This window comes from Streptomyces dioscori (assembly GCF_003024195.1).
Classification (GTDB): Bacteria; Actinomycetota; Actinomycetes; order Streptomycetales; family Streptomycetaceae; genus Streptomyces; species Streptomyces dioscori.
In genome coordinates this window covers 99,233-114,543 of record NZ_KZ679052.1, presented here as the reverse complement: position 1 = coordinate 114,543, position 15,311 = coordinate 99,233, and the positions used below count along the sequence as shown (strand labels likewise).

The window sequence follows — 15,311 nt, the reverse complement described above, 5'->3', positions numbered from 1 at the left end:
GGAACGGCCCCCGACCGATCTACCCGGTCAGGGGCCGCTCTCCTGCGGTGAGTGTGGGGCGCCCCGGGAGGACGAGCGCAAGAACTAGCGCGTCAGCTGCTTGCCGACTGAGGCTCGGTCCACGTACGCGATCTTCCGAAGTCGTTCCACCTGCTCACCCGGTGGTTCGTGAGGTGTCCAGGGACCGGGCGAAGCAACGGCCTGGTCTTCCAGTGGACTCCATCGGGGCGTTCTCGCAGCAGGACCTCGCCGAAGTCCACGAAGGGAAGTTCTGGAAGGCCGAGGACCGGTGCGATCCACCGGTTGGCGTCGTCCATCCACGTGGTGGCCCAACACAGCTCGAAGCCGAGCTGGAGCAGGATGCGCCCGTGTTCTGCGTTGAGCCAGACCCGCAGCGGGCGGCGAGGCGAGAAGCCTGTGTCGTCCTGATGGGTTTCTTTCCGGGGGACTCTGAGTGTGGTGTAACCGGCGGGGCGCCGTTCCGGCTTGGCCGCGTAAGGGTTGAGCGGCCCGTCCACGTCGAGAAACAGCAGTGGTCGGCTCACGGTTTCCCCCCTGGTCTTGCGCGCTGTGGACCGAGACTGGCTGTGGAGTCTGCCGCTGGGGCCGGCAGTGGGCCCGTTCCGGCCCACGGATGGCCCATACGCGCTGGTCAGAAGCGGGACAGGAGCGGGTCAGGGTGAGACAGGCCGGACGCAGAAGGGGTGCCACTCCGGAAAGTGGCACCCCTTCTGACCTGCAACGCTTATGACCTGCGCGGTGGGTGTGGGATTTGAACCCACGGTCACATCGCTGCGACGACGGTTTTCAAGACCGTTCCCTTAGGCCGCTCGGGCAACCCACCCCGCGCCGCTGAGAGATCGGCGCGGGGACAAGACTAACCGGTCAGCTGTCGCCCTCGCGCTGGCCCAGGGTCACTTCCGCCGTCCGCTGCTTGCCGTCGCGCGTGTAGGTGAGCTTGACGGTGTCGCCGGGCTGGTGGGTCCAGATCTCGCCGATGAGGGTGGGGCCGCTGTCGATCACCCGGTCGTCGAGCTTGGTGATGACGTCACCGGGCTTGAGGCCGGCCTTGTCGGCGGGCCCGTTCGGCGTGACCGCGGCCGAGTTGTTCGCGCCCTCTTCGGTGATCTTCGCGCCCGTGCTCTCGTCCAGGGCGACCGAGGCGCCGATGACCGGGTAGACGGGCTTGCCGGTCTTGATGAGCTGCTGGGCGACGTTCTTCGCCTGGTTGATCGGGATCGCGAAGCCCAGACCGATCGAGCCCGACTGGCTCGTGCCGCCCCCGCCGCTCGTGGACTGGATCGCGGAGTTGATGCCGATCACCGCGCCCTTGGCGTCCAGGAGCGGGCCGCCGGAGTTGCCCGGGTTGATCGAGGCGTCGGTCTGCAGGGCGCTCATGTACGAGGCCTTGCTGCTGGAGCTGCCGTCGCTGGAGGCGACCGGGCGGTTCTTCGCGCTGATGATGCCCGTGGTCACCGTGTTCGACAGTCCGAACGGAGCGCCGATCGCGATGGTCGAGTCGCCGACCGCGATCTTGTCCGAGTTGCCGAGCGGCAGCGGCTGGAGGTTGTCCGGCGCGCTCTTGAGTTTGATCACCGCGACGTCGTAACCCTGGGCGTGGCCGACCACCTCGGCGTCGTACTTCTTGCCGTTCGAGAAGGTGGCCGACAGCTTGCCGCTCTCGACCGCCTCGGCGACCACATGGTTGTTGGTGAGGATGTGGCCCTGCTTGTCGAAGACGAAGCCGGTGCCCGTGCCGCCCTCGCCGTTGCTGCCCTCGGCCTCGATGGTGACCGTGCTCGGCAGCGCGGTGGCGGCCACGTTCGCGACCGTGCCCGCGTCGCGCTTGAGGTCGCCGCCGCTCTCGGAGGAGGAGACCGTCGTCGAGCCCGAGGAGTCGTCGTTGCGGTCTGCCGCCCAGTAGCCGATGCCGCCGCCCACGCCACCCGCGATGAGCGCGGCCACCAGGACCGCGGCGACCAGGCCGCCGCGCCCGCCGGACTTCGGCTTGGGGGCGGGCTGCTGGTACGAGGCACCCCAGACGTCTCCGGAGCTGCTTTCGCCGCCGCCTCCGTAGGGACCGGAACCGCCCGCGCCGCCGCCTCCGTAAGGACCCGAGCCGCCCGCGCCGCCGCTTCCATAAGGGCCGGAGCCACCCGCGCCCTCTCCGGCGTACGGGCCGGAGCCTGCCTCGTTCGCGTACGCGGGCGTGGCCGGCGGCGGGGGCGGCCAGGCGCCTCCCTCCGGAGCCGGAACGGCGCCCTGAGGGGCCCCGGGAGGCGTCGGGGGCAGCGTGGCCGTCGGCGCGTCCTGCTGGAAGGAGCCCGGCGCCTGGGGCCGGTGGGTGCCGTCGTGGGGGCCCGCGGGACCCGCTCCCGGCGATACCGCCTGCTCCGGGGGCACGGAAGCAGCGGGAGTATCCACCGGCACGGGAGGTGCAGACGGGGCCGGGGGTACTGCAGTGCCCTCGTTCTCGGTGCTCACAGCTCTTCCTCTCGATCCACGGCTGTTCAGTAAGTTCGCATCCGGTCATGTTCGGTCGCGTGTGTTCAGGACTCCGCCACACGTGTTCGGGAACCGGCACGATTCAGCTGTGCATGTGCTTTTGTATGCCGTCAGCTTTTCCCACGGGACGTCAGGGCGCCATAAGCGGCACCTGTGACTCCGAGATCTTCATTTATATAGGACAGGTCTGACAAAACCACTGCACGGACCGCGGCGCCTGTCCCACCACCGGTCCCGCCACCGGTCCCGCCATCGGCCCCACCGCCGATCCCACTACCGATCCCGCCACGGATCCCCCGCTGGTCCCACGCGTACCCACTCGCGGTGGCACCATGACGCGGTGACCCACGCACGACAGCACCCGACGCAGGTCGTCGCTCACCGCGGCGCCTCCGAAGAGGCCCCCGAGCACACCCTGGCCGCGTACGAGAAAGCCATCGAGGACGGGGCCGACGCCCTTGAATGCGATGTACGGCTGACCGCGGACGGGCATCTCGTCTGCGTCCACGACCGTCGCGTCAACCGCACCTCCAACGGCCGTGGCGCGGTCTCCGCACTGGAACTCGCGGATCTCGCCGCCCTGGACTTCGGCTCCTGGAAGAACCGCGACGAGGCGCCCGACTGGGAACAGCAGCGGCCCCCCTCCTGGGAACAGCAGTCCGTCCTGACGCTGGAGCGCCTACTCGAACTCGTGGCGGACGCCGGCCGTCCCGTACGGCTCGCGATCGAGACGAAGCACCCCACCCGCTGGGCCGGCCAGGTCGAGGAGCGTCTGCTGGTCCTCCTGAAGCGCTTCGGTCTGGACGCGCCGCCCTCAGCCGCCGAGTCGCCGGTACGCGTCATGAGCTTCTCGGCGCGCTCCCTGCAGCGCGTCCGCGCCGCGTCCCCGACGATGCCGACGGTCTATCTGCTGCAGTTCGTCTCACCCCGGCTGCGCGACGGGCGGCTGCCTCCGGGAGTCCGCATCGCCGGTCCCTCGATGCGGATCGTGCGCAGCCATCCGGCGTACATCGAGCGTCTGAAGCGCGCAGGTCACCAGGTGCATGTGTGGACGGTGAACGACTCCGAGGACGTCGACCTGTGCCTCGGACTCGGTGTCGACGCCATCATCACCAATCGCCCGCGAGCGGTGCTGCGCCAGCTGGGCCGCTGAAACCACTCCCCTCCCGGTCCCCACAGGCCCCACACGTTCCGTCCACGTGGCGCCGATTCTCGGCCAAATAGTCGATTTCAGGCCGCCCGATCACAGGGAGTGCTCCGGCGCACTCGTTCCGTGTTCGATCGTTACGAGTGCGTCACTGCACGTGCATTGGCCGGTTTCCGGTCCATCCCAGAAGGGCATCCACACCGTGGCGTGGGGCAAAGGAGGTCTCGGGGGTGGCGTTGATGGTGGCACAAGAGGTGCCCACGTCGTCGAGCATGGCCGTACCCCATGGCCCTGCGGGCGTGGGAGAAGCAAGACACCGGATGCGCGATCAGTTGCGCACCGGCGGTGTAGCGGAAACGGTCATCGACGACGCCGTACTGATCCTTTCCGAACTACTGAGCAACGCCTGCCGTCATGGCAGGCCACTGGGTGAAGCCTTCGCCGGGGACGGCGACGTCCGGGCCGCGTGGCGTGTCGAACCGACCGGCAGACTCACCGTCGAGGTGACGGACGGCGGTGGTCCGACCCGTCCGGTTCCGGCCACACCCTCGGTCACCGCGCACGGCGGCCGCGGGCTGAACATCATCACGGCGCTGGCCGACGACTGGGGTGTCCGGGACGACGCCCGCGGCGAGGTCACGGTGTGGGTGGTCGTACACAAAGACGCCTGTGCGGTACGCCGCCGCAGCGACTTCGCCACGCGGGTCACGGGCCCGGCGGTGTCCGCGACGACCACGGTGGCAGCGTCACCCACGATCTCCGCGGCGTCCACGGTGTCCGCGATGTCCGACCTGGACTTCAGGGACGCCTTCGACGGTCTGGACTGACCGCGCCCACCGGACCAGCCAGGCAGGTCGGGCAGGCCGGGCAGGCCGGGCCGAGTGGAGCGAAGGGCTGGCAGGGCCGGCGGGGCCGGCCGGGTTGACAGCGCCCAAGCAGACGGAAGTGCCGGTTCCGGGACGAACCGAAGCGCCGCTCCGGCTACGACCCGGCACGTTGTCCACAGGGTCCCGTCGGTCCTCGTACGAACGGCTAGGCTCGCGCCCGTACGAGTCGAGCCGTAACCGGGAGACATCCACGATGGCCAAGAAGCGACCCCAGACGAAGGCCAAGCAGCCGCAGCGGCAGGATGGGGCCCGCGCCGCCGGAGCAGACGGACACGTCCCGGTTGTCGGAGCACGCGAGCCCTGCCCCTGCGGCAGCGGCCGCCGCTACAAGGCGTGTCACGGACGCGCCGCCTCACACGCGGTGACCGAGCTGATCCACCGGCCGTTCGAGGGCCTGCCGAGCGAGGGCGACTGGATCGCGCTGCGCGAGCTGGTGCCCGCGGCGACCGTCGAGCTGCACCTGAAGGAGGCCCTCCCTGAGGGCGTGCCGTCGGTCACCCTCGCGACGGTGCTGCCGATGGCCTGGCCGGCGCTGCGCCGCGAGGACGGCTCGGTCCTCATCGGTCTGCAGAACGACACGGCGTCCGGCGACATCAGCCGCGACCTGGCCGACACGCTCCAGCGCGCGCTCACCGCGGAGCCGGGCACTCCGGTGCAGGGCCGGCGCGCCCCGGGCGACGGAGTGCGCCTGCAGGATCTCCTCGACCCCGAAGGCGCGTTCGAGCCAGTTGTGCACGCGGGCTTCGAATTCTGGGTTCCGGACGCACAGAACGCCGCCACGGAGGTCACCGCCTCCCTGGAGCGGGCCAACGCCGCCGCCATCCCGACGGTGAAGCTCGCCGGTGTCGACGCCGCGTACTGGTGCGAGACCCCCGACAAGAACCACCTGCGCTGGGTCATGCCGCACCCCGAGGAGCAGCTTCTGGACGCGCTCGCGCGGCTGCACGCCGAGGGCCGGTCGAGCCTCGGCGAAGGCACCCGGCTGGTCGGTTCCTTCCGTGCCCACGGGCTCACCGTCCCGGTCTGGGACCTGCCGACGGGCGTCTCGGCGGAGGACATCGAGAAGCCCGCGTCCGAGTTCGCCGAGCGGCTCGCCGCCGCGCTGGCCACGGACGCGCCGCTCACCGCGGACGAGCGCCGGGCGCGTGGCGGTCTCACCAACCGCCAGGTCACCCTCAGCTGACGCACGGCGTACACCCACCTCCGGCTGACCGACCGGTCAGCCGGGCGACAGGTGCGCAAAGCGGGTGACTCCTGTCACAACTCCCGGTCGTGACAAGCGAATCCGTGTCTGAATAGCCGAGATCGAATTTGCGAACTGCCGATCTCTTGTTACCGTTCCAATAGCCCGGTTGCTGGTGCATCCCCCGTCGCCAGCAACCGGGTCTTTTCGTGCCCGGACCCGGGACCGCCCTCGGCGAAGTTCTCAACGCACCTTCCGTGTAGGCGAGTTGCTCCCCGAGCGCAGAAGCAGCGGCCCGTCGGCGCCCTCCGCGGATTTGGCGAACTCAGCGATCGCCGAGTACTCCGAAACGTCGCCCACCGTCCGCTCCCGCGGTGTCTCGCACACCCCCGGCTCGTCGTCCGCGCCCACCGCGCAGTGCATCCGCACGGTGCGGCCTCCGGGCGCCAGAAGCGTCAGTACGGACGTGAGGGCGTCACCGGTCGCGTTGCGGTAGTAGGTACGCGCCCACGTCTCGCGCCCCTGCGTCAGCACGCACGTCTGCGCCTCGATGCCGTCGGGGGAGGCGAGTTCGGGTCCGCAGCGGGCGGCGGTGGCGAGCCCCACTCCGAGCGTCAAGGAGCGCTCGGAAGCCGAGGGGTGCCGGCCGGCCGCCCCACCGTCGGCACGACCGGAGCCGGGCGCCGCGTCGGAACCGGGGCCGCCAAGACCGCCGGGACCTCCGGTGCCGCCGGGGCCGCCGGGGCCGTCGACACCAGCGGCGGCAGAACGCGAACCGGAGGAACGAGAACCGCCGGAATCAGGGCCGTCGGCGTGACGACCGTCGACGCCCCGTCGCCCGGCATCACGCTCAGCGGCGTAACGGCCACCGGCGCCACGGTCACCGGCGTCGCGGCCGGCACCGTCCGGCGACTGTGCGGACGCCCGTGCGGACGACAGTGAGGATGCGGAGGACGACGCGGGAGCATCGCGGCCCACCGGTCCCGCGGACGCCACCCCCAGCGGCAGCACGACCGTGAGAACGACGATGACCGCCGGCATCGCCAGGCGGACTTTTCGGGGATCCGGTCGGTCGGGGTCTGGGGGATCCGGGGAGTGCGGTGAGTACAGGGAGTCCAGGGGTCGTCCCCCGGAGTGACGCAGCATGAAGGGGACGATAACGAGCGAGGGCGGGCGCGCGGTTCGCCGCGCGCCCGAGTCCCCTACAACTCGGGGGCGCTCACACCCGTACGAGTGAGAGCCTCCACCACCGCGTCCACCACGGCCTCGACATCGGGCACCCAGGGGGCGGCCGAACCCGGCAGCGGAGCCCGCTCCCAGTGGATGCCGCCCTGTCCGGTCTCGGACGGCGGCAGGGCCACGTAACCGCCCTCGCCGTGGAAACGCAGCGAGCCGGGCACGAAGTCCTTGGCGTAGAGCAGCTCACCCAGCTGCTCCAGGGAGTACGGCTTCACGAGCAGCGCCCAGCGCGTCGGGGACGCGATCACGGGGCCGAGGCGCATTTCCTTGAGGTCGAGGGCGGCCAGCGCCCTCGCCGCGGCCGGAGCCGGCAGGCTCACCGCGCACGGGGCGTTTCCTCCGGTGGCGAGGATGATCGGGGCCGTCGGCCGGTTCGTCCACCACCAGCGCGCCATGCGCTCGTCGGTGGTGGCCGCGAGCAGGCCGGGGTCGAAGGGGTGGGCACCTGGCACCGTGCACTCCGGGTCCGGACACCCGCATCGGGCCCGCCCCTGCGGGTCCGGGGCCACACCCGGGAGTACGGGCCACTGCCATTGGGTCGCGAAGGTCAGGGCCGCGCTGAGCATCTCAGGCCTCCCGTCGTTTCGCCTGGACAGGAGCCTGCGTCGCCTTCCGAGGATCTCGCGCATGTGCGCTCGTTCCTTTCCGTTGAACGCCGAGGAACCACATCACACCATGTGTCGATCACTTCACTGTGCGTACCTACTGGCGCATCACACCCTCGTCAGAGACAAGGGGAACCCCTATGGGCCGAGCGTTGGTTGCGTCCGCGTCCATACTGCGTCTGGCTAAAGCACGGGCATGGCGTGGGGTGGCGGCGCCTGGCGTTTGCTGTACCGCGTATATCTCGCCGCCTCCGCCACGGGAGGATGGGGCACGGTCGTCGCTGGTTAAGACGCCCGGGTCCGGCGCCAGGTTCCGGGAGGGTTCTGTGAGGATCCCCACCACATCTGGCCTTCACCGAGTACGTACCCATCACGACCGCTGTGACGCTCTGTCGAGCTAGGCCAGTCGACCGCAATACGCCGTGACTTGAGTCAGTTTTAAGCCAACTTTACCTTTCCGTAGCAGTCCCACGGACACCAGGAATCCCAGCAGGACAATGCTGGACATCCCCTCACGAGTGCGTGTACATGTGGAGACACTGCCAGCGGCGCAGAATGACATGGGGGTTTGCGATGCTATTGAGCAATACGCACCGGTCGGAAAGCCGGACACCATGAACGCCCCTCACCTCCCGAAAGTGGCCGGAATCGATTCAACGGTTCCCTCACCCACACACACTGTCGCGCCGACACGTGCCACCACGGGTTCCCCACCGGCCACTTCCCCACACGCCCCGAGCGCCGTCCTCCAGGACAGACTCGCAGGCTGGGTGTCCGATCTCACCACCCTGCACGAGCTGACCGAGCGACTGGCACGGACCGCCTCACTGGCGGACGCCCTCCAGGAACTGCTGCGCGCCGGAGCCGCCCTCGTGGGCGCCCGGCGCGGTCTCGTGGTGCTGGAACCGGGCGACGGCCTCGGCCCGGACACCACGATCGGCCTCGGCCTCGCCCGGGCGGATCTCGGGCACATCGAGACCGTCCCGCGCAGCTCCACGTCGTACGGGAAGATCCTCGACGGGCTCCCCGGGGGCGAGGGCGAGATCGCCCAGCCCGACCTGCTCTCCGAGGACGGGCTCGACCCGCGGCACCGCGAGGTGGCCGCGCGGCTCGGCTACGCCGCGAGCTACGCGCTGCCGCTGGCCACGGACGCGGCGGGCCGTCTCGGCGCCGCCGTGTGGCTCTACGACGAGCCGGCCGAGCCGGTCGAACGGCAGCGTCACCTGATCGGCCTCTACACGGCGTACGCGGCGGAGCATCTGGCCCGCCTGGTGGAACTGGAGCGCACGCGCGCGTGCATCACGACCATCTCGGAGGAGCTGCTCCCCTCGCGGCTGCCCCGGGTCTCCGGGGTCCAGCTCGCCGCCCGCCACCGCACGGGACCGCGCGGCGGCGGCGACTGGTACGACGCGCTGCCGCTGCCCGACGCCGCGCTCGGCCTCGCGGTCGGGTCCGTCACCGGGTCGGGGCCCAGCGCCGTCGCCGCGATGGGCCGACTGCGGGCCTCCCTGCGGGCGTACGCGGTGATGGAGGGCGAGGACCCGGTCGCCGTCCTCTCCGACCTCGAACTGCTGCTGCGGCTCACCGAACCGGCCCGCTCCGCCACGGCCCTCTTCGCGTACTGCGAGCCGGCGCTGCGCAAGATCACGCTGGCCGGGGCCGGACACAGCCCGCCGCTGGTGATCGGCGAGCGGCGCACCGAGTACGTGGAGACGTCGCTCTCGGCGCCCCTGGGGATGCTCGCCTGCTGGGAGGCGCCCAGTGTGGAGTTCCGGGCGGAGCCCGGAGAGACGGTTCTGCTCTACACGGACGGGCTGCTGCACCGCACCGGCGATCCCATGGACCGGGCCTTCTCGCGGCTGCACGCGGCTGCCGCGAGCGTGCCCAGGGCGCTGCGGGCGGACCCGGACGCGGTCGCCGACCACGTCCTGCGGACCATGCTGCCGGACGGCCTCGACGAGACCGACAGCGACGAGGACGTGGTGCTGCTCGCGGCCCGTTTCGAGTGAGCCGCCGCATGTCCGGCGTCCGCCGCTTCGAGTGAGCCGCACGTCCGGCGCGGGCCGGTTCGCACGAGCCCCACGTCCGGTTCCGCGCGGGCCGCACCACCTGCCGCACGTCACCCGGGCGGGCCGGTCCGAGTGAGCCGCAGGCCCCTCTTCAGGGGCGCCGGCGTGCCCCCTGTGTGAGCCGCACGTCATCGGGTCTTCCGGCCCTGGGCGCTCTTCCGTACGACCGTACGATGGTAGGCGTCCAGAGTCGTATCGAGGAGGCAGATCGTGTCGGAGGCGCTCATTCCGGAGACCCCGGAAGCCGTGCTTGAAGATGCCGCCGACCAGGCGGATGAAGAAGAGCCCATCAAGCAGCGCAAGAACGGCCTGTACCCGGGCGTGTCCGACGAGCTGGCCGAGAGCATGAAGTCCGGGTGGGCCGACACGGAGCTGCACGGCCTGGAGCCGATCGCCCAGGCCGCGCACACGGCGGCCCGCCGCACCGCTCTCTCCGCGCGCTTCCCGGGCGAGCGCCTGGTCGTCCCCGCGGGGAACCTGAAGACCCGCTCGAACGACACGGAGTACCCCTTCCGTGCCTCGGTCGAGTACGCGTACCTGACCGGCAGTCTCACCGAGGACGGCGTCCTCGTGCTGGAGCCGGCCGCGGACGGCCACAAGGCCACGATCTACCTGCTGCCGCGCTCCGACCGCGAGAACGGCGAGTTCTGGCTCTCCGGCCAGGGCGAGCTGTGGGTCGGCCGCCGCCACTCCCTGACCGAGGCCGAGCAGCTGTACGGCATCCCGGCCTCCGACGTCCGGGAACTCCCCGAGAAGCTGCGCGAGGCGACCGGACCCGTCCGGGTCGTGCGCGGATACGACGCCGGGATCGAGGCGGCGCTCACCGACAAGGTCACCGCCGAGCGCGACGCCGAACTGCGGGTCTTCCTCTCCGAGGCCCGGCTGGTCAAGGACGAGTTCGAGGCCGGCGAGCTGCAGAAGGCGGTCGACTCGACCGTGCGCGGCTTCGAGGACGTCGTACGGGTCCTGGACCGCGCCGAGGCGACCAGCGAGCGCTACATCGAGGGCACGTTCTTCCTGCGCGCGCGGGTCGAGGGCAACGACATCGGCTACGGCTCGATCTGCGCGGCCGGACCGCACGCGTGCACGCTGCACTGGGTACGCAACGACGGCCCGGTGCGCTCCGGGGACCTGCTCCTGCTGGACGCGGGCGTGGAGACCCACACCCTCTACACGGCCGACGTCACGCGCACGCTGCCCGTCAACGGCACGTACTCGGAGATCCAGAAGAAGATCTACGACGCCGTGTACGAGGCCCAGGAGGCCGGCATCGCGGCCGTGCAGCCGGGTGCCAAGTACCGGGACTTCCACGACGCCGCCCAGCGTGTGCTGGCCGAGAAGCTCGTCGAGTGGGGGCTCGTCGAGGGCCCCGTCGAGCGGGTCCTGGAGCTGGGGCTGCAGCGCCGCTGGACCCTGCACGGCACCGGTCACATGCTCGGCATGGACGTCCACGACTGCGCGGCCGCGCGGACGGAGACGTACGTGGACGCCACGCTGGAGCCGGGCATGTGCCTGACCGTCGAGCCGGGGCTGTACTTCCAGGCGGACGACCTGACCGTGCCGGAGGAGTACCGGGGCATCGGCGTCCGGATCGAGGACGACATCCTCGTCACGGAGGACGGCAACCGGAACCTGTCCGCGGGGCTCCCTCGCCGGTCGGACGAGGTCGAGGCGTGGATGGCTTCGCTGACGGGCTGATGTGCGATGACATGAGTCGGCGCTGTGCTGTGGCATGAACCGACACGAATGGCCGGGTACCGATGGGGTGCCCGGCCATTTCCGTCGTCCGCGGGTGCGCTGTGGCTGGTCGCGCAGTTCCCCGCGCCCCCAAAAGGCAAAAGGCTGCGCGGTTTTTCGCGGCCCCGGCAGAAGGAGATCTGGTCGGTGGACTCGTTCTGGGCCGGTGTCGGTGTCGATCTGCATCTCGATCCGGACGTCTCCGACGGGCGTCGCGCCGGGCTCGAACGGGCCCTGCGCGACGCCGTCCGGGACGGGCGGCTGGCTCCCGGAGCACGGCTGCCCGCGACCCGGCGGCTCGCCGTGGAGCTCGGGATCTCGCGCGGCACGGCGAAGGCGGCGTACGACCAGCTCGTCGCCGAGGGTTATCTCACCGCGCGGCAGGGGGCCGGTACGCAGGTCGCCCCGCTGCCCTCCGTGGACGCGGCCGCGCCGAGGACGTCGGCACGCGCGCGTGCGCCCCGTTTCGATCTGCGGCCCGGCAGCCCCGACGTCGGTACGTTTCCGGCGGCGGCCTGGCTGCGGGCGCTGCGCAGGGCGATCGCGAACGCGCCCTCCCTGGCGTACGACTACGGGGACCCGCGCGGCCGGATCGAACTGCGGACGGCGCTGTCGGGGTACCTGGGGCGGGCGCGCGGGGTGATCGCGCCGCCCGAGCGGATCGTGGTGACGACCGGATACGTACAGGGGCTCGCGCTGCTCACCCGTGTGCTGGACGGCGGGGCGATCGCCATGGAGGACCCCGGGCTGCCCTTCCACCGGGACGTGGTGCGGCACAACGGCGGGACGGTGGCCCCCGCGGAGGTCGACGAACGGGGCGTCCGCGTACGGGGGCTCGGGGACGCGGCGGCCGTCGTGGTGACGCCCGCGCACCAGTACCCGACCGGGGTGACCCTGCACCCGGAGCGGCGGCGGGCCCTCACGGACTGGGCACGCGCGCGTGGAGGGGTCATCGTGGAGGACGACTACGACGGGGAGTTCCGCTACGACCGGCAGCCCGTGGGCGCGCTCCAGGGGATGGCCCCCGGGCAGGTGGCGTACCTGGGGACGGCGTCCAAGACGCTCGGGCCCGCGCTGCGGCTCGGCTGGATGGTGCTGCCGCCGCATCTCGTCGACGCGGTCGCCGACGCCAAGCTGCACAGCGACCACCACACCGAGTCCATCGGCCAGCTGGCCCTCGCCGAGCTGATCACCAGTCATGCCTACGACCGGCACGTACGCGCGTGCCGGCTGCGCTACCGGCGGCGCCGGGACCAGCTCCTCGACCGGCTGGGCGCGCGGCGGGGCGTACGGGGTGTCGCGGCGGGGCTGCACGCGCTGGTCGAGGTGGCGGACGAGGGGGCGGTGCTGGCGCGGGCCGCCGGGAAGGGCCTCGCGGTCGGGCACCTCGGCGAGCACTGGCACACGCCGGGCGACGGACGGCCCCAGGGGTTGGTGGTGGGGTACGGGACGCCTCGGGAGCGGGTCTATCCGGAGGCGTTGGAAGCGCTGGGGCAGGTGCTGGAGGGGGCCTGAAGCAGGACGGGCACCGGGCACGGGGCGCTGCGTGCTTGGCACGGGGCGCGGGGCGCGAGGCGCGGAAATTGGGCCAGGAAATGGCACAGTTATTGGGCCTGCCGAGAGGTCCACTGCCCTCGTAGCGTCATGGCCATGAGCAACCGAGCAACGGCAGCCGAGGCCTCCGTACGCGTGAACCGTGTGATCCCGCCCGCGGGACCGCAGCGGGTCCTGGCCCTGGCCCAGTTGAGCAATTCCGTCGGGGACGGCGCCTTCTACGTCACCTCCGCCCTCTACTTCACGCATGTCGTCGGGCTCGCACCCGCGCGCGTGGGGCTCGGGCTCACGGTCGCCTGGGCGGTCGGCTCGGTCGCGGGCGTACCCCTGGGCCGGCTCGCCGACCGGCGGGGGCCGCGCGGCACGGCGGTGCTCCTGGCGCTGGCCACGAGCCTCGCCGTGGCGTCCTTCCTCGTCGTGCGGGGCTTCGTGCCGTTCGTGCTGGCGGCGTGCGCGTACGCGACCGCGCAGTCGGGGCTCGCGGCCGCCCGGCAGGCGCTCCTGGCCGGTCTGGTGTCCCGCCAGGAGCGCACGGGGCTGCTCGCGCACCTCCAGTCGACGCTCAACGCCGGGCTCGCGGTGGGGGCGGGGCTCGGCGGACTGGCGCTGCACGCCGGGACGCGGGCGGCCTACCTCGGGGTGTTCGCGCTGGACGCGGTGAGCTTCCTGCTGTGCGCGGCGGTGCTGCTGCGGTTGCCGGCCGTGGACGGGACGCACGCGCGCGTGGGAGCCGGCCAGGGGTCCGGGCGGGGTGACGCGCCCGGCGTGCTGCGCGATCGTCCCTACGCCGTCGTGACCCTCCTCAACACCGTGCTGCTGCTTCGGATGCCGTTGCTGAGTCTGGGCATCCCGCTGTGGATCGCCGAGCGGACCGCGGCTCCGACGTGGGTGGTCTCCGCGCTGTTCGTGCTCAACACCGGCGCGGTGATGCTCTTCCAGGTGCGGACGGCCCGCGGGGTGACGGGCACGGCGTCGGCCACGCGCGCGGTACGGCGTTCGGGGCTCGTGATGCTGGCCTCGTGCGCGGTGTTCGCCCTGTCGGCCGGGGTCCCGCCGTGGACGGCGGTCTGTGTGCTGACGGTCGGCGCGGTGCTCCAGGTCGTCGCCGAGATGCAGCAGTCCGCGGGATCCTGGCAGCTCTCCTTCGACCTCGCTCCGCCCGACCGGGTGGGCGAGTACCAGGGCTTCTTCGGTACGGGCGCGACGGTGGCGCGGACGCTCGGCCCACTGGTGCTGACGGCGCTGCTCGTGGGCTGGGGAACGCCCGGCTGGCTGCTGCTCGGCGCCCTGACGCTGGCGGCCTCGTACGCGATGGGTCCCGCGGTGCGGTGGGCGACGGAGAGCCGGACCGCGGACTCGGACGGCAACCCGGTCCCCGGACCGACGGAGAGCCGGACCACGGACCCGCTCGGCAACCCGGTCCCCGGACCGACGGAGAGCCGGACCACGGACTCGGACGGCAACCCGGCCCCCGGGCCGACGGAGAGCCGGGCCGCGCGCTCACTTCTCGCTCCGGCACCCGAAACGGCCGTCAAGCGGCCGGTGCCGGTGAACTGACCCGCACCGGAAGCGCATCCGCGAACAGGGCCCCCGCGAGCAGCCCGCTGCTTCCGCGCGGGCTCCACGCGCGCGCGTGGAGGTCCTCGTCGAAGGCCGCCAGGGCCGCGCGGCCCGGACCGGTGGACGTGCTGCCCGCCTCGACGACCCCGCGCGCGCCCGCCTGCACGTGCCGCAGACCGTGCGGGCCTGCCGTGTACAGCAACTCGGTGTCCTGGAGCGTCGACATGACGGTCAGCAGGGCGTCCAGGCGCGCGTACGGCTCGGGGACGCCCGCGGTGCGGGCCGCGGCCAGCGTGTCCAACGCCCTGCGCACATGGGGGAAGCCGGCTCTCGCCTCGCCCCGGGCACCGGCCGCGCCGTACTTCGCGGAGACCGACGAACCGCGGGAGGGCCGTCGTGGCGCCCGCCGGTCGGAGTGGGCCGCGATCCGTTTGGCGGCGGCGGTCAGGTCCCGTCCGCCGGTCCGGGGTTCCAGGGCCGCGGCGGCGACCAGCAGGCCGAGCACCCACAGCGCTCCGCGGTGCCCGCCGCCCGCCAGGGCCACCGAGTGTTCGGTGCAGCGTCCGATCGCACCGAGTTCCGCCCGCAGTTCGGGGGTCGCCGCACCGGTGCGGCGGGCGGCGGCGGCCATCGCCGCGAGGCCCGGCTCCAGCGCCTTGGCCGACCAGCGCAGCGAACAGTGGTCCTCACCGGTCACCCGGGCACCGAGGTCACGCGGGTCGGGCAGTCCTGGCTTGGGTGCCAGCGCCAGCTGCCCGGTGAGCGCGGCCACCGCGGCCCGCGCCAGCGTCTCGTCCGCACGGCTGCTCATCGCCGACGGCCTCC

At 72.0% G+C, this 15,311-nt stretch carries 12 protein-coding genes, 1 tRNA gene and 1 pseudogene; 8 read left to right on the top strand and 6 right to left on the bottom strand.

The genetic code is table 11. The features are described 5' to 3' along the window. Positions 1–176: 176 nt before the first annotated feature. From C6Y14_RS32625 to C6Y14_RS32615, 3 genes and pseudogenes are all read right to left on the bottom strand, one after another. Positions 177–545 (bottom strand): annotated as a pseudogene (locus C6Y14_RS32625) (hypothetical protein); the annotation flags it as partial. Positions 546–757: 212 nt separating this feature from the next. Further along, positions 758–844: transfer RNA gene (locus C6Y14_RS32620), tRNA-Ser, on the bottom strand. Between the two features lie 41 nt (positions 845–885). After that, a complete protein-coding gene (locus C6Y14_RS32615) occupies positions 886–2,484 on the bottom strand; it encodes a S1C family serine protease (protein ID WP_107020489.1) in 1,599 nt (532 codons plus the stop codon). A gap of 361 nt (positions 2,485–2,845) precedes the next feature. On the opposite strand from C6Y14_RS32615, the gene C6Y14_RS32605 reads away from it, so the two are divergent. The 3 genes from C6Y14_RS32605 (at position 2,846) to C6Y14_RS32590 (ending at position 5,722) form a co-directional block, all read left to right on the top strand. Further along, positions 2,846–3,658 (top strand): glycerophosphodiester phosphodiesterase, encoded by an 813-nt coding sequence (locus tag C6Y14_RS32605; RefSeq protein ID WP_107020488.1) that lies wholly within the window; start codon positions 2,846–2,848, stop codon positions 3,656–3,658. A gap of 137 nt (positions 3,659–3,795) precedes the next feature. Next, a complete protein-coding gene (locus C6Y14_RS32595) occupies positions 3,796–4,479 on the top strand; it encodes an ATP-binding protein (RefSeq protein ID WP_199854945.1) in 684 nt (227 codons plus the stop codon). 253 nt (positions 4,480–4,732) lie between these two features. Continuing rightward, on the top strand, positions 4,733–5,722 hold the full coding sequence (locus C6Y14_RS32590) for a DUF5926 family protein (RefSeq protein WP_107020486.1): 990 nt from the start codon (positions 4,733–4,735) through the stop codon (positions 5,720–5,722). A 243-nt stretch (positions 5,723–5,965) separates the two neighbouring features. Here the strand turns inward: C6Y14_RS32590 and C6Y14_RS45745 are convergent, their stop codons facing one another. After that, complete coding sequence (locus tag C6Y14_RS45745; protein ID WP_318658076.1) at positions 5,966–6,340, bottom strand: hypothetical protein; 375 nt, start codon at positions 6,338–6,340, stop codon at positions 5,966–5,968. Between the two features lie 21 nt (positions 6,341–6,361). Here C6Y14_RS45745 and C6Y14_RS45740 point away from each other — a divergent pair, with 21 nt between their 5' ends. Next, positions 6,362–6,664: a hypothetical protein gene (locus C6Y14_RS45740; protein WP_318658075.1), complete on the top strand. Its 303-nt coding sequence runs from the start codon at positions 6,362–6,364 to the stop codon at positions 6,662–6,664. Positions 6,665–6,924: 260 nt separating this feature from the next. Here C6Y14_RS45740 and C6Y14_RS32580 read toward each other — a convergent pair whose 3' ends face one another. After that, positions 6,925–7,590, bottom strand: a complete 666-nt coding sequence (locus C6Y14_RS32580) for a bifunctional DNA primase/polymerase (RefSeq protein WP_107020484.1) — start codon at positions 7,588–7,590, stop codon at positions 6,925–6,927. 473 nt (positions 7,591–8,063) lie between these two features. Between C6Y14_RS32580 and C6Y14_RS32575 the strand changes: the two genes are divergently transcribed. The 4 genes from C6Y14_RS32575 to C6Y14_RS32560 all read left to right on the top strand — a co-directional run bounded on the left by C6Y14_RS32575 (position 8,064) and on the right by C6Y14_RS32560 (position 14,483). After that, the gene (locus C6Y14_RS32575) at positions 8,064–9,575 is read left to right on the top strand and encodes a PP2C family protein-serine/threonine phosphatase (RefSeq protein WP_107020483.1); all 1,512 of its coding nucleotides are present in this window, start codon (positions 8,064–8,066) and stop codon (positions 9,573–9,575) included. A gap of 270 nt (positions 9,576–9,845) precedes the next feature. Further along, positions 9,846–11,333, top strand: a complete 1,488-nt coding sequence (locus C6Y14_RS32570) for an aminopeptidase P family protein (protein ID WP_404828856.1) — start codon at positions 9,846–9,848, stop codon at positions 11,331–11,333. A 186-nt stretch (positions 11,334–11,519) separates the two neighbouring features. Then, positions 11,520–12,887, top strand: a complete 1,368-nt coding sequence (pdxR, locus tag C6Y14_RS32565; protein WP_107020482.1) for a MocR-like pyridoxine biosynthesis transcription factor PdxR — start codon at positions 11,520–11,522, stop codon at positions 12,885–12,887. Between the two features lie 135 nt (positions 12,888–13,022). After that, on the top strand, positions 13,023–14,483 hold the full coding sequence (locus C6Y14_RS32560) for an MFS transporter (RefSeq protein ID WP_225891386.1): 1,461 nt from the start codon (positions 13,023–13,025) through the stop codon (positions 14,481–14,483). Here the strand turns inward: C6Y14_RS32560 and C6Y14_RS32555 are convergent. Further along, on the bottom strand, positions 14,458–15,297 hold the full coding sequence (locus tag C6Y14_RS32555) for a triphosphoribosyl-dephospho-CoA synthase (RefSeq protein WP_107020481.1): 840 nt from the start codon (positions 15,295–15,297) through the stop codon (positions 14,458–14,460). The two genes, C6Y14_RS32560 and C6Y14_RS32555, sit on opposite strands and share 26 nt — an antisense overlap. Positions 15,298–15,311 lie beyond the last annotated feature (14 nt).